This is a genomic window from Archaeoglobus profundus DSM 5631 (assembly GCF_000025285.1).
In the GTDB taxonomy this organism is placed as follows: Archaea; Halobacteriota; Archaeoglobi; order Archaeoglobales; family Archaeoglobaceae; genus Archaeoglobus_B; species Archaeoglobus_B profundus.
The window spans coordinates 47,990-66,654 of the sequence record NC_013741.1 but is presented as its reverse complement, the minus strand read 5'-3'; the positions used below and the strand labels follow the sequence as shown (position 1 = coordinate 66,654).

Genomic DNA, 18,665 nt, shown 5'->3' with positions numbered 1-18,665 from the left:
ATAATCGTCTTGCCTAAAATGAAATTATAAAAATCCTAAGATATATTAAGCTTTAAGATTTCTTGACAAGAATTCGAATACAATAGTCATTAACTCATCTTTATTCAGAGCTATCTGCCCAGCACCCTGTGCAATTTCCTTCCTACCTCCTCCACCACCCTTAATCCTCTTACCAATCTCCTTCATGAGTTCTCTCGCGTCAACATCTATTCCGCTGAAGGTTACAACCTTTACCTTGCCTTCAGTGTTCATAAGCACACCAACAGCCTTAGCCTTGACAAGCTCCTCAGCAATCTTCACCATTTCATCCATGCTTGCATCCATAACATCGCAAACGACCTTAATGGAATCGAACTCTTCAGCGTTCTCAAGCAGTTTTTCCGCTTTAACCTTAGCGATCTCTCTCTTTAGCCTTTCAATCTTCTTACCCCTCTCCTTCCACTCTTCGAAGAACCTCTCCACAGTCTTCGGAAGTTTTGAAGGTTCGACTCTTAGGATCGTACTTGCATCCTTTAGAATCCTTTCAATCTCTTGCACATACTCCAAAGCACTCTCCCCAGCTGTAAATTCAAACCTTATCACTCCATCCTGTATAGACTCAACCCTGACTATCTTGAAGAATCCTATCTCGCCAGTCGAATTACAATGAGTTCCACCACAAGCCTGAACATCATCTCCGACTCTTACAACCCTTATAACTCTCCCCGGAGGAACTCCACCCTGATAGAGCCTGAAGCCGTACCTTCTCTCAGCCTCAATCCTGTCCATCCATTCCCAAGTGACTGGCTTGTTTGCCATAATCTCAGCATTGACTAGTTTCTCTATCTCGGCAATCTCCTCATCACTTGGCTTCTTGTAATGAGTTACATCCAATCTTGCTTTCCCTCTCTCCTTTCTTGCACCAGCCTGCCAGACGTGGTTTCCGTAGAGTTTTCTGAGAGAATAGAGGAGTAGATGTGTCGCTGAGTGGTGTCTCATATGCCTGAGCCTTCTATCAGCATCAATCACACCTCTAACAACATCTCCAACCTTAAGCTCACCCTCAACGACGTGATAAACTACCCCATCCTCCTCCTGAACATCCAAAACCTTAATCCTCTTACCATCAACCTCGAAATAACCCGTATCGCTAGCCTGACCACCAGACTCTGGGTAGAAGGCGGTTCTGTCGAGTATAACTTTGTCCCCTTCAACTCCTATAACTTTAGCCGTAAACTCGAAGAGCTTCGGGTTGTCATAGTAGAGCTTTTCTGTTTTCGGATAAGATCCCTTGAGCTTTTTCTCCTCAACTTTCTTTTCGGCCTTCATGTGCCTGCTCGCCAATTCGGCATAGAAGTCCTTGGGCATCTCAACCTCAACGCCTCTCTCCTTCGCAATTCTTACAACAATCTCAGGTGGAATTCCGTGAGAGTCGTAGAACTCTATCAAATCCTCTTTATCTACTCTACCCTTTCTCAGAATCTTTCTTTCAACCAAACTGATTCCTCTCTGTATGGTCAGCTTATACTTCTTCTCTTCAATTTCGAGCATCTCTTGAATAGTTTCGAGTGGAACTTCAAATTCAAATTCCTTCAAAATCTTCCTGTGCAACTCGACCAAATCGAAGATGCTTAAGCTAAACCCTATCTCTTCAGCAAGCCTCAAACTTCTCCTTATCATCAACCTCGCCAAGTAACCAGCACCGGCGTTCGAAGGAACCAAACCGTCTCCAAGCATGAAGAGAATTGCACGAGTATGATCTGCCAATGCATAAACCATCTCCATTGGAATCAAAACTCTCTCAAGCTCCTCCAAACTCACGCCAAGCCTATTTGATAAATTCTTTCTAAACTCCAAAAGTTTTTCACCACTCAACTCACCCATTATTCCAGCCAATTTCGAGCTTTCGGCAACTATCCTCTCATCTGGCTTTTCAACATCGCTGTTCTTGAGAATGAATTCTACAACCTCCGGAAATACCGCATCGTAAACTGTAGGAGTCCCCTTACTTGCCCAAACAAATCTCTCCAACCCGTAACCCGTATCGACTATGTAATTCTCCATCTTCCTGTATCTCGAACCCTTTACAACAATGTCCCCGTTTGGATCCTCAACTAAATTCATGAAGACTAATGTAGCAAGCTCAATTCCACCAACTATAGCTTCTAGGCAAGGACCAGCGTTTCCACCGCCAGCCCATGGCTCCTCCTTGTAAACTATATCCTCGAGCTTCACTCCCAAGCTCTGCAAAAGTTCCGTGCAGTATTGGACGGTCTCATTTTTCCAGTATATATGCTGATTGGGGTAGTTGAAGGCATGATGAGCCATCATTTCGAAGAGGGAGAGATGTCTGCCAGTTTTTCCTATCGAATCCAAATCATCCATTCTTATACAGGGTTGTGAAATTGTCAGTGGATTTGCTGGAGGTGGAGCTACTCCTGAAGTGACGAAAGGTTGAAAGTCCGCAATTGATGCAATTGTTAGATAGATGTCATCCCTCCATCTAGCAACCACCGGATAACGATCTATTCTCGTATGTCCTCTTTCCTCAAAAAACCTTAGATAATATTCTCTCATCTCTTTCAAATCAAATTCCTTCTTGAAGATGGGATTTCCAATGAACTTGTAGCTGTCACAGGGCGGATCACCGCAAATCTCCCTACTCTCATCGACAGTCCAGAAGTACTTTCCACACTTCGGGCACTTCTTTCTGATAAAGCCGTTCTCCTTGAGGAAAGTTATGTCGAGATACTCTTTCTCAAGAGCGTTGGGCATAAGTTTTTGAAAGTCCGCCAACTTTTGAACTTTTCGTGTCTCGTCGGCAGGATTTTTATAAGTGGATATTGAGATCGCTGTGTGAATTGGAATGAGTTCAAGAGATCAAAACTTGAGAGGCTTGAGAAGGCTAAGGAGAGGAAGGAAGTTGATGAAGACATAATCCCCTTACTGGATTTGATCAACTCATTGGACTGCTTTGTAACTACGTCGAGCTGTTCCGGTAGGATAGTGGTCTTAGACGTGCCGAAGATAGGGGATAAATTAAACGCTAAGTTTTTGGATAAGTGGCACCAACCCATTGATTGGAAAGAGATTGTGAAGGCACTCGAGGGATCGATTAGAACAGCTTGGCTAATCTCAGATCCACCGATTATACATGTAGCATGTAGAGACTTGGAGTGTGCTAAGGCTTTGATGAAGATTGCGAATGATTCTGGCTTTAGGAGGTGCGGATTAATTTCGCTCACCAGACTTGTTGTCGAGATAACTTCCTTCGAAAGGCTTGAAGCTCCTCTGGCTGTTGACGGTAGAATTGTTGTAAGCGAAGAATACATTAGGCTTTTAGCGGATTTTGCAAACGAGAAACTCTTAAGGGGTAAGGAAAAGCTCGAACGCTTTAAGGCTAAACTTTTAGACCATAGATCTTTCTTACAAGCTCTCTGAGAATTGGTTCAGCCCTCCTAATGTTCTCCTCGCTAACTTCATCCCCTTTTGGGCATAACTTGTCAACAACTACGACTCCTCTATCCAAATCAAGAACTAACGGATAGATCCTACAGCCTAAAGGACGGTGTTCGTATATTTTGCATCTGTTGTTCTCGTCGAGAAAGAAGCACTTTCCGTTCACATTTCTCAACCTGTAGATGCCGTCAATTTTTATGGTGAAATCTCTCCTGTTATATCCAATGGACTCTATCCTTTCAATATCTTCTTCAGTCAGTGGCATCTCCGTATCGTGACAGCATTTACCGCAAAACTTTCCTCCAACTGTACAGTTAATCTTGATCATGGCTATCCATCTAAAAATCAGGCGCAATAAAGATTTAATCGTCCAACCATAGATCTACTTCCCAGTATTGCTTACTGCAAATCTCTCAATACCTTTTTTAGCATCTTTGCAGTTTTAGTTGAATACTGTATCGCCTTCTTATCTCTGTATGCCATCTCCTCTGGAATTACCTCCTTTGCTACTTCTCTCAATATGAGCTTTCTAATTACCTCACCATTCCTCTTTATCTTAAGCTCGACTGGAATGGACATGGCGATCCTTATCAAATCCCATTGGAGATATGGCGTATGTAATTTTATCTCGTTCGTGTAGGCTATTTTGTTGTCCCTCACAAGGTTCTTCTCTCCAATCTCCATTAAATCCTTCCTTAACTCGAACTCGAGATCTCTGTAATCCATACTCTCATACCGCTTGTATCCCCCGAAAAGCTCATCTGCTCCCTGCCCAAAAACGATCTCGCTAAATCCCAAGGACTTTGCAAATCTCATGCAGAGGTAAACCGGAACAGCTATAGATAACTGCAACTTATCCTGCATCTCTATAGCTTTCATAACATCGGGTAGAACCTCTTTAACGACATTTTCATCGAACTCGTAAATCTCTATCTCCCTGCCGAGCTTCCTCGCGCACTCCTTTACCCACTCCTTTTCTTCCTTCGATGCTGTAACAGTTACAAGTGGAAGATCGTAAAGACCTGCCAAAAGTGACGAATCTACTCCGCCAGAAAACGCTATACAGCCATTCTTTATCTTACTCCGATAGCTTTCGAGCAATCTTAAAATTCTCTCTTTAGCTTCTTCAATTTCAATCTCGGCTGGCTTGAAGACATCTTCAAACTTGAAACGCTTTCTCTCCAGAACGTATCCTTCGTAACTTATCTTAACTACTTCTCCACCTAGAACCTCTAAAGGCTCCTCTTCGAAGTAGTGCTTGAATGAGGAGAACGTCAAAGTTGTGTTATCAAAGTAAAGGGGTTTTCCAGCTAGAACATCTCTCGAAAGCAGAATGTGAGATGGGCGAAAAGCTACTAGAGCATAGCAACCCTGAATTCTGAGCGGTAACTCGTCAGCGTATTTCAAATTGATTTCGTCATCGCAATCCGCAAATATATTGCCGATTTGCTTTGAAGGATACCTCGTACTTGCATAAATTCTCTTAGCTCTTCCCTCCTCCATCTCTGCAAAGGCGTAAATTGACATGAAGTTACGTTAATTCAACTAAAATTAAGGTTACGAGGAAAGATCATGTATAGCAAGAAACTAATTTTGGACAGTTTGGCACTTGAAATAGCCTTAAAAAAGTTTAACATCGAAGCAGTACCTAGGTCGATAGCATGAAACTCCTAAAATCCAAAGGGCAGCACATACTCGTAGACAAAAAGTACCTTTACAAGATAGTTCGCTATGCAGATTTGAGCTACAACGATGTAGTCTTAGAGGTTGGATGTGGCCTAGGTAATTTGACAAGACTTCTTCTAAGGAGTGTGAAGAAAGTTTACGGAATTGAGATCGATTCGAGATTCTGTAAGATACTTAGAGAGAAATTTGCTGATGAGATAGAAAGTGGAAGGTTTGTACTGATTGAGGGGGATGCTTTGAAGGTTGATTTTCCCAAGTTTGACAAGTTTGTGGCGAACATACCTTATCAAATTTCCTCACCTCTCACTTTTAAACTGCTCAAGCATGACTTCAAGTTGGCGGTGGTTACGTATCAGAAAGAATTTGCGGAAAGATTGGTTGCAAGGGAAGGTAGCAAGAAGTATGGAAGACTGAGCGTTGTAGCTAAAGCCTACTGCAGAGCAGAAATCCTAGACATCATTCCTCCAAAAGCTTTCAGACCCAGACCAAAAGTCGAATCTGCCATTGTTCGAATATTTCCAGAGCCTGAAGTAGTTGTTGAAAATAAAGAGATTTTTGAGGATTTGGTTAGATTTGCATTTTCGAGGAGAAGGAAGAAGTTTGGAAAGATAGTTGAGGAGTGGTGTAAGGAGAGGGGTTATAAGGCAGAAGTTCCTGAGGAATATAGAGACAAAAGACCTGAAGAAATTCCAGCTAAGGTCTATGCAAAGATTGCGGATGAGGTAGCATGATCGAGGAAGCTGTCAAGAAATTTAACAGAATTCATGAGCCTGAAGTTAGGGCTGAGTTAGTTGAGAAGGGAGAAAATTACTTCATTGTGAAATTCAGCGGTAGAATTCTTTATTACTCGTGTGGACTTTACGACTACTTCGAAGACTTGATTTGGCTTTCCGATTTGGATGCGGAGATTGAGGGATATGAAGAGAGAGAGGATGGATTTTACGTTAGATACCGTATATCCGCCGGCAGAAGATTCGGAACTCTTGCTTGAAGTAGCTTTGAGAGAAGTTAGAGAAGATGATGAGGTTTTGGAGGTAGGTGTCGGGAGCGGTTTTGTCGCAGAAAAAATTAAGGAGAAATGTCAGTTTTTGCTTGCGACAGATATAAACCCATTTGCATGCAAAATGGCTAGGGAAAAGGGGATCGATGTCGTTAGGACTGATCTCGTTAAGGGGATTAGGAAGAAGTTTACACTCATTCTTTTTAACCCGCCATACTTGGAGCTCGATGAGATTGAAAGGAAGGGTGACTGGCTTGAGAAAGCTATAGATGGTGGTAAAGGGGGCATTGAAGTTATTTGCAGATTTTTGGATTTGGTGAGAGATGTTTTGGATGAAAGGGGTAGAATAATACTAATAGTTTCGTCATTCAATGTTCCGCACGTCTTCGAAAAGATTGAAAAGAGGGGATTCAGATGGAAGATCGTAGCCAAGAGGTACCTCTTCTTCGAGGAGCTTTACGCTTTGAAGATTGAAAGTTTATAAGCTATCAGGCAAACTCACTTTACCGATGAGGAAACGAGGGCGAACTGACCTGTGATGACTCCACCCGTTCCTGAGGTTCACCACCCAGTAAACCTAACGAGGCCGTTTCTCCAAACTTTCTCAACCTCTTCAACACTCACTCTGAAGCAGTTCTTTACGACAATTTCATCACCCTCAACAACTCCTATTGCGTAGACACTCAATCCCTTAGACTTCATGAATTTAACAAAATCCTCGGCATTGTCAACTTCAACAAGCCATCTTGTATTGGATTCCGAAAACAGCTTCACGTAGTCCTCTCCCCTCAATTCGCTCAAATCTACCTTGCAACCGAATCCGCCTATGCACATCTCAGCCAAAGCTACTGCCAATCCTCCTTCAGCAAGATCGTGACAAGCATAGACCTTGAACTCCTTAAAAGCTTGGAGCATGGCATTTACGTATCTCTTAAGTCTCTTCGGAGAAGTTTTCGGCACTACTGTGCTTCTCTGTCCTGTTACGGCACAGTACAAGCTTCCACCGAATTCCTTCAATGTTTCTCCCACCAATACGATTTCTCCCTTCCCCTTGAAGTTCGAGCTCACGACTTTGCGAATGTCTTCAACTATACCAATTCCCATGAGTGTCGGTGTTGGAGCTACAGCACTGTACGGAGTTTCGTTGTAGAAGCTCACGTTTCCGCTAACGCAAGGCAAACCAAAACCCCTAGCCATCCATCCCAGAGCTCTGACACTCTGAACGAATTCACCCATCCTCTCAGGCTTTTCTGGATTTCCGAAGTTTAAGCAGTCAGCAAAGCTATGCGGGATTGAATTAACGGCTACCAAATTTCTTACCATCTCGTCAAAGCTACTTGCTGTTCCCCAGAAAGGATCCATTTTAGTCATCCAAGGATTTACATCCGTCGTTAATGCCAAACCCCTCCAAGAATCTGTCGGCTTTATCACAGCACAATCTCCGTGCGTTTCCCTGTTGATTCTACCCTGCAGAGGCTTTAAAACCGTGCAAGCTCTAACTTCGTGATCGTATTGCCTTATAACCCACTCTCTACAAGCAACATTCGGATGTTCCAGCATCTTGAGCAAAACCCCTTTGAGATCGCTCGGCTTGGAAGTCTCATCAATTCTCTCAATCCTCTTGACCACATACGGTCTGCAGTATTCTACAGCTCCAAGTAAGAAATCTAGATCGAGTTCGTAAATCTTGTAGCCTTTCCAATATACCCTAACAACCTTATCCGGAATAGCCTTTCCCACAACAACAGCCGGAACATCCCATTTCTTGAAGACATCCAAGACTTCATCCACATGCTTCGGATTGACCGTCAGCATCATCCTCTCCTGACTTTCTGATATGTATATTTCCCAAGGAGCCATTCCCTCCTCTTTTAGATGAACCTTGTCTAAGTAAACCTCAGCACCGCAATTTGCAGCGTAGGACATTTCACTAATAACACAACTCAAGCCTCCTCCTCCCAAATCCTTCATTCCCGTTACGAGACCCTTCTCAACAACTTCCAAGCAAGCGTGAATTAGAGGCTCCTTCATTATAGGATTACCAAGCTGAACAGCTCCTCTTTCCTCCTCACTTTTTTCACTCAACTCCTTCGATGCAAACGTAACACCGTGAATTCCGTCTCTCCCAGTTGCTCCACCCACAAGCACAAACAAATCTCCTACGTTTCCAACTCTCGAATGGACGATTCTATCCTTTCTAACTATCCCGACACAACCCACGTTAACCAAACAGTTCGTTACGTAGCTCTCATCGAAGAATACCATTCCTCCAACGGTTGGAATTCCAACTCTATTTCCATAATCCCTTATTCCAGCAACGACTCCGAAGAGCAGGTAGAGAGGATGCTTAACACCCTTAGGCAAATCTTTAATGTCCAAATTTCCGAAAAAGAGGGGATCGACTAAAGCGATTGGCTGAGCACCCATGCAAAGAACATCTCTCAAAATTCCCCCTATACCCGTTGAAGCACCACCGTAAGGCTCAATGGCTGAGGGGTGATTGTGTGATTCCAAAGCTACAACGTAAGCGTATTCATTATCGAATTCCACGACTCCAGCATCCTCTTTTATGGCTGAGATTACGTAATCCTTCTCAATACCGAAGAGGTACTCCCTCAGATAGCACTTCGAGCTTTTGTAGCAACAGTGCTCACTCCAAGCTTGGGCTATGGACTGAAGTTCTATATCGGTAGGATTTCTGCCCTTTTTGGTAAAGTAATCCTTAATCTTACGCATTTCATTCAGATTCAGTGCTAAGCCCAACTCATCGCTTATCTTCATCAAATCTTCGTCACCTGCATTAATAACGTTGATCTCGTAAACCTGAGGGTATATCTCCCTATACATGCCTATCACTCCTTAAGAACTATTCTATAGTTTTGAATTACGGGATTAGCTAAGAGTTTTTCACACATCTCCCTAACTTCCCTCTCCGCCTCCTCCTTGCTATTTGTGTCTATCTCAATCCTGTAAACTTTAACACTTGAAACCCCTTTGACCTTTTTAAAGCCCAAGAGCCTCAAAGCTTTTTTAACTGCTTCTCCTTCAGCATCCATGACTCCTTTTTTTAGTTCGATGAAGACCTCAGCAATCATGAAACCTTGTGATTGCTACATTTCAAAACGTTTTCGAGACTAAATTTTCGAAGTATTTTATTGTCTTTACTACATTCCTCTTAGAACTCAAAACTTCAGGCAAACAAAAATCTTCAGGATGTATTAAACGAATAATTTCTCTCCAGTTTATAGGGTCGTGATCGGATGGACATTTATGTTCAAAGTGTAAATGCCAAGCCTTAATGAGTTCTTTGGGAAATTCCTTTAATTCTTCTGTTGGATCAGATTTTATTTGTTTATAAAGTTGTGATACATCAATACAAAATCCAAACAGCTTTAATTCTTTTTCAGATAAATTAATTTTTAACAATTCATAGAATTTAAGCATATCAGAAATCGTAGATATATATACTTTCTTGTTCTGTTTTCAATCAAAATTACTGATGAAATGCCGTGACTATCGAATATATCAAAAGATTCCAATATTAAGGGTAATAATCCATTACTTCTTTTTTTACTGCTTGGATGGAACTCGATTGCAGATGGATTTGTTCCTACAAAATCTACAAAATCTATAATTGATCCGAGGTATTTTTGCCTCCATTCCCTCTTATTCCAGTATAACTTGTGATACGGTTTTAACTCAGGATCGGTATGCAAAATGTAATTCCCATCAAAGCCTGAAACATCGTAAAGGATAGAAAAATCATCCTTTGTTGGAATATCTCCAACGTTTTTGTTTAACTTTATGAATTCTTTATTTTCTCTTCTAATTAAGTCGAATGGCACTTCAATTCGCATGATACCTAAACTTAATGCATCTCTAAGTCTTTCCTTTAGACTGCCTCTTAGAGGAGGTTTGTAACCATGATAACTACCTAAATTCGGATAAGTCCAATTTAATCTATAACGCATCAGTCGTTTTGTTAATTATGATGGATTAAATAATTTTTGTTATTTCGTCGAAGACTTTATTAGTATTTTAAATCAAAACTTATACTGATGTTCTTAGACACGACAATCGGCAGAAACTTCGTTAGAATTTACGCTGAAAACGTGGTTGTGATCTGTCACGGTTTACCTTATGAACCTCTACCGGTTATAGCTAAGGGTTACGACGAATTGGCAGAATTTTTTGGTGAAAAAGGTTTGAATTCTATAATATTCGATTTTTCTGGAACGGGTTTGAGTAAGGGGAAGTTCGAGATTCTAAATTGGGTTGAGGATCTAATAGAAATCGTTGAAAAGTTTAAGAGCGTTCATCTCGTTGCCTTCAGCTTAGGTGGTGTGCCCGCAACGTACGTTGCGAGGTTGAAAGCTGTGAAAAGCCTAGCTCTTTTGGCTACGCCCTGTTGCTTTGATGTGATGAGAAAAGATTTGATTAAGAAAGCGTACGATCATGCAATCATAAGAAAGAGTTTGAAGGGTGTTGGAAGTTTTGAAGAGTTCTACGAGAACTTCAAAAGAGATGTTGAGGATTTCGCACCTATTAAGTGGATTGATAAAGTTAGGTGTCCGATTTTGCTCGTTCACGGTGATAAAGATGATGTAATTCCGTTTGAGAGTAGCAAAAGGCTTTATGAGAATGCGAAGGATGCCTACTTCCTGGAAGTAAGAAACGGCGGTCACAGGCTGAGGGAATATGGGATTGTAATGGAGAGCGTTGCGAAATGGGTCGCTGGAAATTATGTTAAAGGTGAGGCTTGGGAAGAGAGATGGAGAGTAGTTGAAGTCTGAAGGCAAGATTTATTAACACCGTTTTGAATGCCCTAAAGATGGCATCGTCAATGTACGCTTACATAAGGGAGATGTGGAAGAGACCTTGGGAAGGCATAGTTGGACAGCTAATGTGGGAAAGGTTGCAGAAGTGGAGGAGAGAACCAGCTGTTGTCAGGATTGAAAGACCTACAAGGTTGGATAGAGCGAGAGCCTTAGGTTACAAAGCTAAGCAGGGAGTCATAGTCGTGAGAGTGAGAGTTAGGAGGGGAGGAAGGAGGGCTACAAGGCCTAACAAGGGAAGAAAGGTCGGAAACCTCATGGTAAACAGGAAAACGCCCAAGAAGAACTTGCAGTGGATTGCAGAAGAGAGGGCAAACAGGAAGTATCCGAACATGGAAGTGCTGAACTCATACTGGGTTGGAGAGGACGGTAGGTACAAGTGGTTCGAAGTTATTCTCGTTGACAGAAGCCATCCAGCAATTCTAAGCGATCCTCAGCTGAGTCAAATTGCAAAGCAGAGGGGAAGGGTTTACAGAGGTCTCACTTCAGCTGGAAGGAGGGCGAGAGGTTTAAGGAGGAAAGGTAAGGGTGCTGAGAAAATTAGACCGTCCTTGAGAGCTAACTTCAGAAAGAAGAAAGATTAAAGCTATTTTTACCTCTTTGCGTAGTCTTTTAAATCCAACTCCCCCTTTTGCTCTCATGGACTTGGAATCCAAACTTCAGCTGATCAAGAGGAATGCAGTCGAGATAGTTACAGAGGAGGAACTGTTGGAGCTTCTACAAACTAAGGAGAAACCGAGGGCTTACGTTGGATACGAGCCGAGCGGAGAGATTCACCTCGGTCATATGATGACCGTGCAGAAGCTTATAGACTTACAGCAGGCTGGTTTCGAGATTGTAGTTCTTTTGGCAGACGTTCACGCTTATCTCAACGAGAAAGGTGATTTTGACGAGATTAGAAAAATCGCTGACTTCAATAAAAAAGCGTTCATAGCTTTGGGCTTGGATGAAAGCAAGGCTAAGTTCGTTTTGGGTAGTGAATATCAGCTTGAGAGGGATTACGTCTTGGATGTGTTAAAGATGGCGAGGATCACAACTGTAAACAGAGCGAGAAGGAGTATGGACGAGGTTAGTAGGAGGAAGGAGGATCCGATGGTTTCTCAGATGATCTATCCTCTCATGCAGGCTTTGGATATAGCACATTTAGGTGTTGATTTGGCTGTTGGTGGAACTGACCAGAGAAAGATACACATGCTTGCAAGGGAAAATCTGCCAAGATTGGGTTACAAAGCTCCGATTTGTCTTCACACACCGATCTTACTCGGTTTAGATGGGCAAAAGATGAGTTCTTCAAAGGGTAACTACATATCCGTCAGGGACTCGGCTGAGGAGGTTGAGAAGAAGATAAGGAAAGCGTTCTGTCCGGCTGGAGAAGTAGAGAACAACCCTATAATTCAGATAGCTCTCTACCATATCTTCCCCCGCTTTGGAGAATTTAAGGTTGAGAGGGAGGAAAAGTACGGAGGGGATGTTACATACAAAACTCCTGATGAACTTATTTCGGACTTTAAATCGGGCAAGCTTCACCCGTTAGATTTGAAGAAGGCTGTAGCAAAGTATTTAAACAAAATACTCGAAGGTGTAAGGGAAAAACTCGAAAGGGGGTGATAAACTGGCGGAAGAGGAGGTAGTAAGGGTAAGGTTGCCAGATAGAAGTAAAGGTGAAATGTTCGGAATAGTTACGGCAATGCTCGGGGGTGGACACGTCAAAGTTAAGTGTGAGGATGGGAAGGAGAGACTCGGAAGGATACCGGGTAAACTGAGAAAGAGAATATGGATTAGAGAAGGCGATGTTGTTATAATCGTTCCTTGGCCGTTTCAGGATGACAGATGTGACATAATCTGGAGGTACACTAATCCACAGGTTGAATGGTTGGAGAGAAAGGGTTACTTGACATTCTAAGCGTAAATATAAACGGAGATCTTGAAGATAAGGAGATTGTTAGGATTGCAAAGCGTTTTAAGGCTGTGTGGGTAGGTTACAATCCGTTGTTTAAGGACCCATTTTACGTTGCCGATCTTATTGCCGATTATGTCGATTTCGTAGGTTTCGGTGTTGTAACGGTAGATTTTGGCTGTAAGGATATTCTTAGAAGATTTAGAAATCTCGTAGAGGAGCATAGAGACACTACTTTTGCACTCGGAATAGGTGCTGGAGAGTTGAGAGGTTATTCCGGCTTGAAAGCTGTTCTAGACTGCCTGAAATCTTTGAGAAAGGAAGTAGATCTCCTCTTCTGTGGTTGTTCTGGGCCAAAGATAACCTCAGAAGCATCAAAGATTGTCGATGGAATTCTCTTCAACTATGCTCATCCGGAGCATTTGAGTTGGATAATCGGTTTTCTGAAGAGAGAAGTTTACAAGGTCGCTTACGCCCCTTCACTAATACTTCCAAGCGAATTCGAATTTGATTTGCTCATAGCATGTGCCATGGTCTCGTGTAGCAATAGGAATTTCGTAAAGACTTTCAAGTACGACGGCATGTGCAGAGAAATTTCCAAACTTGATTTCCTGAGAGTTATAGCTGATAGAAAGAGTTTGAATGTAATTCCCGATGAGATAAAGAGGTACAAAGATGTTTTAATAGACAAATTTGCCATAGCCGGAGATTTTGAAAGCTTAGTTGGACGTTTAAAGGAAGTACTCAAAATCTGCGATCACGTCGTTTTGGGTGATCCCTTCTTTAGGGATCCAAACTCCGTTGAACAGTTCGAAAAAATTCTAGTGTCCCTCAAGTGAGCTTCTAGGGTGTTTCAAGAGTATTCTGAACTCGGGCTTATTTGCAAGAGCGTTCATCAGCGTTACCATCATAGCCTTCATTTCAGCCTTTTTAATTTCCGCATATCTGTGTGCGTGAATGAGAGGGAAGGGGTAACCGTCCACCTCCAGCCCAACCACCATCGGTAAGACCTTCTCAATTTCAACGTTAGATTCCATCAAGTACACGTTACCGTAATCCCTAAACCTCACGTAACACGGATAGACCCTTAACTTCTCAATGTTCTTAAATTCAAGCTCCTTCACGAGATCTGCTATCATACTCTCCTCCCCTCTAACGTTGTAGGAGAACTTGAAAAATCCCGCCTTCTCGAATCCAAACTCCTTTGCAACGAGATAATCCACAACAGCCTGATCTGTCACCCTATAGTATTCAAAGTTGTTCTTGAGCATTGAGAGTCTACTCTCGTAGACGTTTTTGGCAATCGAAACAACTTCTTTCTCAAGTAATCTGTCGTAAGCATGCAAGAATTCTACAAATTCAAAAAGTATTCTGAGATCGCTATCCTTATCCCTGCTCAGAAGAGTCCTTCTCTGGAACAGTCCTTTGGAAATTCCCTCATTCAAGCTATCAATCCATTCATCGAGTTCATTTGCAAAATCTTTGAGTATGTTCATCGTTTTATCGTTTATCTGCTTCTCTATATCGTAAAGCTCCGTTATTCTAGGCCTTTTTATGAGAAAGAGTAAGTTGCTCAAAGCACCATCAAGGAGAATCAGTCCATCAGCAAATATTCCTATTCTAGCTTCATTTGTTTGCATGTGCATCTCAACTCTCTTCTCAATGTGTTTGATAGGTTCTACAACAGAAAGATCGTGGAGCTCAAGTATCCTATCTCCAACCCCAACACTTGAGACAGCGTAAACAACAACACCGCATCTTTTTTCCATGCTTCTACTTCCATCAACTCCAAAAGCCTTGCATTTCCTTGCATTTGGCAATTCATTCCAGTGAAAGAGGTCTTCAAATGATAATATCGCATTTTCAACGCTCTTTAGTATCTCCTCCAATCTATCGGGTAGATCTTGAAATATCGCATCGCTCAGCCTCCTCATTCAAAACCCTCCATAACCTTAGAAACTCCGCCGTGCAACTCCACCCTTATAACTTTGTCAGCAACGTCTCTAAGTTCTTCATCGTGAGTAACCACTATAACCTGTGGAATCTTCTTTAGATAGCGGTTCATTATATCCACGAGCTTTCTCCTTCTCTCATCGTCCAAGAATGGAGTCGGTTCATCCAGAATAAGCAGTGGAATCTTCCCCTGAATCATGAAAACCGAAAGAGCCAACCTGAAGGCTAAGCCGAGAGCAATAAGTTCTCCACCACTTAGGAAGCTTATGTCCCTCTCAGCACCCTGATACAACACCTTTACTGTGACCTTCTCTTTCCTTTTTTCCTCTCTCTTAAGAACTATTCCCGAATACTTTCCATCGGTCATTTCCTCAAAAATTTCACTTGCTATTTTCTCAACTTCTTTGAAAGCGTATTCCGTCAGACTTACCTTGTACTTTCTGAATTTTTCTCTTATCTCTTCAAGCTTTGGTAACACTTCTCTGCCTATCTTCTCAACTCTCTCCCTCTTTTCCCTAAGCTTCTTCACCCTATTTTCCAAATCCTCAGCACTTTTCTCGAGGGTTTTTATATGATCTTTGAGTCTCTCAACGCCCTCTCTAAGACCGAAGTATCTACTCCTCAGTTCAGTATATAGGTTGTAAACATTCCTGTAAGTTTCATCACTATAGCCAAGAGCTTCTATCTCATTTTTCAAGCTTTCCAGCCTTTTTAGGGTTTCTGAAAGTTCATCTTCAGCTTTGACGATTTCAGATTCACAAGATTTCAGTTCCTCAAGCTTTCTCTCCAAATCGTGCTTCGCACTTACAAGTCTGTTAAACTCGTTGTAATAAGACTCAAGCTCTTTCAAAGTGCTTTCATCAATTTTTTTCAGATTGCTCAATTTTTCTTCAACTTCATCAATCTTCGAGTTTAGCTCAATCAACTTTGAGTTCAACTCCTGTTCAGATTTAAGATCAGATTCTATTACTGATATGTCAGCAGACAGCTTCAAGGCCAACTCTTCTAGCTTTCTGTACTCCTTCCAAGCAGCTTCAGCTTCTTCGAAACCCTTAGTAGACTTCTTTAAATTTTCCAACTCCTTAGCAAGCTCATATTCCCTTAAAATCCTGCTTTCCTCCGAAATTACGCTTTCAAGTTCTTTCTTTACGTTCTTTATATCCTCCAATTTATTCTCGATTTCAATCAAATCTTTTCTAACGTTTTCTAACTTCTTCGTGTAACTTTTTATGAGATTTAAGCGATCATCTTCACTCAGAAGCCTACCACATGTCGGACAAACACCTTTCGCGGATTTTAATGCATTCAAAGCTTCTTTCAACCTCTCAATTTCGCTTTCTAATCTTGCTTTCATATCCAGCAAATTCCTTTCATCTTTCTCAACATCTTTAAGCTTCAACTTAGCTCTTTCAACTTCCTCAAGCTCTCTTTCGATCTCCTCTAAAGGTCTACAAGTTTTTTCAAGCTCCCTCAATCTTTCAAGTTTTACCTTTATCTCCTCGTATTTCAAAGCCTTGCCTTCGATTTCAGACTTCCTTTTTTCAACTTCCTCAAGCTTACCTTTCAATTCGTTCAATCTCTTCTTTTTATTCTCAAGATCGCTTAACAATCTGATTACTCCATTCCTTTCCGACTCAAGTCTTGCCAAGGTTTCCTTAAGCTCCCTTTCCACTTTCAAAGTTTTCTCGTACTCCTCTCTAAGCTCAATGTATTTTTCAGCATATCCCCTTATTTCCTCAAGCCTCCTAACCCTCGATTTAAGCTCCTCAATTTCCTTCTTTAAGCCGTTTCTTCTCTCCCTAAGACCTCTGATTCTTTCTTCAATCTTTCCAGCGTGTTTCTCAATGCTTTCCTTCTCTCTATTCAGCTCTTCGAACTTCTCTCTCAACTTTTCAACTCTCTCCTTCTCAGCCTCAGCTTCAGCTAATTTTTCTTCAACATCTCTTAGCTCAATCATTTTTTTATCAAGCTCTCTTTTCTTTGCTTCAAGCTCCTCTTTCACTTCTTTGATCCTGTTTTCTACATCGCTTTCAGCTTTAATCTCCTTTTCGAGCCTACTTTTCTCTTCCTTGAAGTGCTTGATCACCTTACCCAGATTTTCCCAAGCCCTTTCGTAATCCTCTATCTGCGTTATTCTCTTGATTATCTTCTCCCTCCTCTCGTCATCCTTGACTATCTCATCAATCTCTCCCTGTCTAACGTATATGGCGTTCAACCACACGTGAGAGGGAGCTACGTTTCTTTCCACCCACTCTCTGATCCTTTCATCACCTTCGAGGAGTTTGTCACATCTCAAGTAGGAGTTTCCGTCGCTACTTCTCACTATCAGACAATCGCGACCGTTAAAATCGAAACCTAGTCTTATCTCGTATCTGCTTGCAGAATCTCTGATCAGATCGTCTTTCTTAACCCCAGAAGGTTTAACACCGTGTTTAACACCGTAAAGTGCTACGGCTATGGCTTCAAGAATAGATGTCTTACCAGCACCGTTCCTACCAACTATGAGATTTACACCTCTATCAAATTCCACCCTCGAACTTCTGTGTGATTTGAAGTTCTCAATTTCCACATACTTTATGAGCATCCCTACCCCTCCACGAAATCGAAAAGAGTTCTTCTGTTCTTCCTAACCAACTTTTTCTTTTCATCTTTTTTATCTTCTTTCTTATCTTCATTTTCAACGCCAACGCTCTTGACTTTAAAATCATCTAAAACCTTGAAATCCCTCAATTTAAACTCCTTCTCGATTAAACCTATTACAGTATTGATGAAGTTGTCGAAGTCGGGCCTTTTCAGAAATTCTAGAAGACTCAGCTCGAATTCCGTAAAGAACTCGCTTGGCCTTTCTATTTTAATTTCTCTCTCCTTCGAAATTCTTTCGAGACTAATCTTAACGTGTCTAACCCTTCTTTCAACAATCTTAACCAAATCTTCCAAATCTATTACGCTCTCGCTGAAGATTCTTAGTATTAAGATGGATTCTGAATTCAAGTAGTCCAAAATCTCTTTAACCCTATTCACGGCATCTCTTTGATCTTTCGCGGAAATGTTTGCAGATATTAAGTCCCTACAGCTAACTTCAACAAATCTCGGCTTAAAGTTTTCAACTATGAATAGTCCTTTCTTACAACCTTCAGAGACACAAAAATCATCGAAATAGTCTATTTTGATGGAATACTCTCTCGCATCACTTCTTTCTGGACAACCGGGATAGACAAACCAAGAGCCGTTCACGTTCTTCTTTATAGGTATGTGGACATGGCCCAAAGCGTAGTACTTAGCCCTAGGAAGATCGCTGATGGTTACGTAATCGTCTTTGATATCCAAATCGACTACCTCCTTCACAGATAGATGCAAAACTGCGATATCGCAGCTTGGTATGTATTTTTCTTCCATGAGCGATTTAAACTGATGAGATGAGCGGTGTGTATCGCCAAATATCTTGAAATCTTCGAAAACACCATAAACTAAGTTGTAATCTCCAAAAGATTTAGATCTGACAAACTCACCTTCGACAAGCTTCCTTCTCAGACCGAGTTTGTACAGTAGACCGAGAGATTCAAGCAGATCGTATATCGATACGTCTTTAACAGTCTTATCGTGATTGCCTTCAATTGCAAAGATCGGTATGTTCTCCTCTTTCAGCATAGAAAGGATATCTATGGCTTGCTTGATCGTCTTCGGGTTGGGATTGCTTCTGTGGAAGAGATCGCCGGATATTATCGCAAAATCTACATCCTCTTCAATTGCTTTCTCTACAGCAAATTTAAACGATTTTGCAAAGTCTTCAGCCCTAAATGGTAAGTGATACTGTTCGTATCCTAAGTGGGCATCTGCCAGATGTGCGAATTTCACG

19 protein-coding genes are annotated in these 18,665 nt (G+C 41.7%); 9 read left to right on the top strand and 10 right to left on the bottom strand.

Going from position 1 to position 18,665, the window contains the following annotated elements; genetic code table 11:
* Positions 1-45 precede the first annotated feature (45 nt).
* On the bottom strand, positions 46-2,754 hold the full coding sequence (alaS, locus tag ARCPR_RS00380; protein WP_012939490.1) for an alanine--tRNA ligase: 2,709 nt from the start codon (positions 2,752-2,754) through the stop codon (positions 46-48).
* A gap of 81 nt (positions 2,755-2,835) precedes the next feature.
* Between alaS and ARCPR_RS00375 the strand changes: the two genes are divergently transcribed.
* The gene (locus ARCPR_RS00375) at positions 2,836-3,420 is read left to right on the top strand and encodes a tRNA(Phe) 7-((3-amino-3-carboxypropyl)-4-demethylwyosine(37)-N(4))-methyltransferase (RefSeq protein WP_012939489.1); all 585 of its coding nucleotides are present in this window, start codon (positions 2,836-2,838) and stop codon (positions 3,418-3,420) included.
* Here the strand turns inward: ARCPR_RS00375 and ARCPR_RS00370 are convergent.
* The gene (locus tag ARCPR_RS00370; protein WP_012939488.1) at positions 3,380-3,766 is read right to left on the bottom strand and encodes a YkgJ family cysteine cluster protein; all 387 of its coding nucleotides are present in this window, start codon (positions 3,764-3,766) and stop codon (positions 3,380-3,382) included. The genes ARCPR_RS00375 and ARCPR_RS00370 overlap by 41 nt on opposite strands.
* Before the next feature lie 71 nt (positions 3,767-3,837).
* The gene (locus ARCPR_RS00365; RefSeq protein WP_012939487.1) at positions 3,838-4,965 is read right to left on the bottom strand and encodes an asparagine synthase C-terminal domain-containing protein; all 1,128 of its coding nucleotides are present in this window, start codon (positions 4,963-4,965) and stop codon (positions 3,838-3,840) included.
* 134 nt (positions 4,966-5,099) lie between these two features.
* On the opposite strand from ARCPR_RS00365, the gene rsmA reads away from it, so the two are divergent.
* Genes rsmA through ARCPR_RS00350 form a run of 3 tightly spaced genes read left to right on the top strand, consistent with a single transcriptional unit; the run spans position 5,100 to position 6,608 of the window.
* Complete coding sequence (gene rsmA / locus ARCPR_RS00360) at positions 5,100-5,855, top strand: 16S rRNA (adenine(1518)-N(6)/adenine(1519)-N(6))-dimethyltransferase RsmA (protein WP_012939485.1); 756 nt, start codon at positions 5,100-5,102, stop codon at positions 5,853-5,855.
* Positions 5,852-6,115: a hypothetical protein gene (locus ARCPR_RS00355; RefSeq protein ID WP_012939484.1), complete on the top strand. Its 264-nt coding sequence runs from the start codon at positions 5,852-5,854 to the stop codon at positions 6,113-6,115. The genes rsmA and ARCPR_RS00355 overlap by 4 nt, the downstream gene beginning before the upstream one ends.
* Positions 6,042-6,608 (top strand): HemK2/MTQ2 family protein methyltransferase, encoded by a 567-nt coding sequence (locus ARCPR_RS00350; protein WP_245526138.1) that lies wholly within the window; start codon positions 6,042-6,044, stop codon positions 6,606-6,608. Before ARCPR_RS00355 ends, ARCPR_RS00350 begins: the two co-directional genes overlap by 74 nt.
* 77 nt (positions 6,609-6,685) lie before the next feature.
* Here ARCPR_RS00350 and purL read toward each other — a convergent pair whose 3' ends face one another.
* From purL to ARCPR_RS00330, 4 genes are read right to left on the bottom strand one after another with little or no spacing between them, the layout of a single operon-like run.
* Positions 6,686-8,971, bottom strand: coding sequence for a phosphoribosylformylglycinamidine synthase subunit PurL (gene purL, locus ARCPR_RS00345; protein WP_012939482.1), 2,286 nt, complete (start codon positions 8,969-8,971; stop codon positions 6,686-6,688).
* Positions 8,972-8,976: 5 nt separating this feature from the next.
* On the bottom strand, positions 8,977-9,219 hold the full coding sequence (gene purS, locus ARCPR_RS00340; protein WP_012939481.1) for a phosphoribosylformylglycinamidine synthase subunit PurS: 243 nt from the start codon (positions 9,217-9,219) through the stop codon (positions 8,977-8,979).
* 22 nt (positions 9,220-9,241) lie between these two features.
* On the bottom strand, positions 9,242-9,568 hold the full coding sequence (locus ARCPR_RS00335) for a hypothetical protein (RefSeq protein ID WP_012939480.1): 327 nt from the start codon (positions 9,566-9,568) through the stop codon (positions 9,242-9,244).
* Entirely contained in the window at positions 9,544-10,095 is a 552-nt protein-coding gene (locus tag ARCPR_RS00330) for a hypothetical protein (protein WP_012939479.1), read from the bottom strand. The genes ARCPR_RS00335 and ARCPR_RS00330 overlap by 25 nt, the downstream gene beginning before the upstream one ends.
* Before the next feature lie 87 nt (positions 10,096-10,182).
* Here ARCPR_RS00330 and ARCPR_RS00325 point away from each other — a divergent pair, with 87 nt between their 5' ends.
* Genes ARCPR_RS00325 through ARCPR_RS00305 form a run of 5 tightly spaced genes read left to right on the top strand, consistent with a single transcriptional unit; the run spans position 10,183 to position 13,695 of the window.
* Positions 10,183-10,917 (top strand): alpha/beta hydrolase, encoded by a 735-nt coding sequence (locus ARCPR_RS00325; RefSeq protein ID WP_012939478.1) that lies wholly within the window; start codon positions 10,183-10,185, stop codon positions 10,915-10,917.
* A 38-nt stretch (positions 10,918-10,955) separates the two neighbouring features.
* A complete protein-coding gene (locus tag ARCPR_RS00320) occupies positions 10,956-11,543 on the top strand; it encodes a 50S ribosomal protein L15e (protein WP_012939477.1) in 588 nt (195 codons plus the stop codon).
* Positions 11,544-11,598: 55 nt separating this feature from the next.
* On the top strand, positions 11,599-12,567 hold the full coding sequence (locus ARCPR_RS00315; protein ID WP_012939476.1) for a tyrosine--tRNA ligase: 969 nt from the start codon (positions 11,599-11,601) through the stop codon (positions 12,565-12,567).
* A gap of 4 nt (positions 12,568-12,571) precedes the next feature.
* Positions 12,572-12,862: a translation initiation factor eIF-1A gene (eif1A, locus tag ARCPR_RS00310; protein ID WP_083772945.1), complete on the top strand. Its 291-nt coding sequence runs from the start codon at positions 12,572-12,574 to the stop codon at positions 12,860-12,862.
* On the top strand, positions 12,829-13,695 hold the full coding sequence (locus ARCPR_RS00305; RefSeq protein ID WP_048084284.1) for an LLM class oxidoreductase: 867 nt from the start codon (positions 12,829-12,831) through the stop codon (positions 13,693-13,695). Before eif1A ends, ARCPR_RS00305 begins: the two co-directional genes overlap by 34 nt.
* Here the strand turns inward: ARCPR_RS00305 and ARCPR_RS00300 are convergent.
* Genes ARCPR_RS00300 through ARCPR_RS00290 form a run of 3 tightly spaced genes read right to left on the bottom strand, consistent with a single transcriptional unit; the run spans position 13,678 to position 18,664 of the window.
* Positions 13,678-14,790 carry a DNA double-strand break repair nuclease NurA gene (locus ARCPR_RS00300; protein WP_012939473.1) on the bottom strand — a complete coding sequence of 371 codons (1,113 nt, stop codon included), beginning with the start codon at positions 14,788-14,790 and terminating at the stop codon, positions 13,678-13,680. The genes ARCPR_RS00305 and ARCPR_RS00300 overlap by 18 nt on opposite strands.
* Positions 14,787-17,393, bottom strand: coding sequence for a DNA double-strand break repair ATPase Rad50 (rad50, locus tag ARCPR_RS00295; RefSeq protein ID WP_012939472.1), 2,607 nt, complete (start codon positions 17,391-17,393; stop codon positions 14,787-14,789). Before rad50 ends, ARCPR_RS00300 begins: the two co-directional genes overlap by 4 nt.
* Before the next feature lie 2 nt (positions 17,394-17,395).
* A complete protein-coding gene (locus ARCPR_RS00290; RefSeq protein ID WP_012939471.1) occupies positions 17,396-18,664 on the bottom strand; it encodes a DNA repair exonuclease in 1,269 nt (422 codons plus the stop codon).
* Between the last annotated feature and the right edge of the window lies 1 nt (position 18,665).

Excerpts from the sequence above, each read along its gene's own strand:
- rsmA (WP_012939485.1), top strand. The coding sequence starts at position 5,100 with ATGAAACTCCTAAAATCCAAAGGGCAGCACATACTCGTAGACAAAAAG.
- ARCPR_RS00315 (WP_012939476.1), top strand. The coding sequence starts at position 11,599 with ATGGACTTGGAATCCAAACTTCAGCTGATCAAGAGGAATGCAGTCGAG.
- ARCPR_RS00320 (WP_012939477.1), top strand. The coding sequence starts at position 10,956 with ATGGCATCGTCAATGTACGCTTACATAAGGGAGATGTGGAAGAGACCT.
- ARCPR_RS00325 (WP_012939478.1), top strand. The coding sequence starts at position 10,183 with ATGTTCTTAGACACGACAATCGGCAGAAACTTCGTTAGAATTTACGCT.
- ARCPR_RS00330 (WP_012939479.1), bottom strand. The coding sequence starts at position 10,095 with ATGCGTTATAGATTAAATTGGACTTATCCGAATTTAGGTAGTTATCAT.
- ARCPR_RS00350 (WP_245526138.1), top strand. The coding sequence starts at position 6,042 with ATGAAGAGAGAGAGGATGGATTTTACGTTAGATACCGTATATCCGCCG.
- ARCPR_RS00305 (WP_048084284.1), top strand. The coding sequence starts at position 12,829 with ATGGTTGGAGAGAAAGGGTTACTTGACATTCTAAGCGTAAATATAAAC.
- alaS (WP_012939490.1), bottom strand. The coding sequence starts at position 2,754 with ATGCCCAACGCTCTTGAGAAAGAGTATCTCGACATAACTTTCCTCAAG.
- purL (WP_012939482.1), bottom strand. The coding sequence starts at position 8,971 with ATGTATAGGGAGATATACCCTCAGGTTTACGAGATCAACGTTATTAAT.
- rad50 (WP_012939472.1), bottom strand. The coding sequence starts at position 17,393 with ATGCTCATAAAGTATGTGGAAATTGAGAACTTCAAATCACACAGAAGT.
- ARCPR_RS00300 (WP_012939473.1), bottom strand. The coding sequence starts at position 14,790 with ATGAGGAGGCTGAGCGATGCGATATTTCAAGATCTACCCGATAGATTG.
- ARCPR_RS00355 (WP_012939484.1), top strand. The coding sequence starts at position 5,852 with ATGATCGAGGAAGCTGTCAAGAAATTTAACAGAATTCATGAGCCTGAA.
- ARCPR_RS00370 (WP_012939488.1), bottom strand. The coding sequence starts at position 3,766 with ATGATCAAGATTAACTGTACAGTTGGAGGAAAGTTTTGCGGTAAATGC.
- purS (WP_012939481.1), bottom strand. The coding sequence starts at position 9,219 with ATGATTGCTGAGGTCTTCATCGAACTAAAAAAAGGAGTCATGGATGCT.
- ARCPR_RS00365 (WP_012939487.1), bottom strand. The coding sequence starts at position 4,965 with ATGTCAATTTACGCCTTTGCAGAGATGGAGGAGGGAAGAGCTAAGAGA.
- ARCPR_RS00335 (WP_012939480.1), bottom strand. The coding sequence starts at position 9,568 with ATGCTTAAATTCTATGAATTGTTAAAAATTAATTTATCTGAAAAAGAA.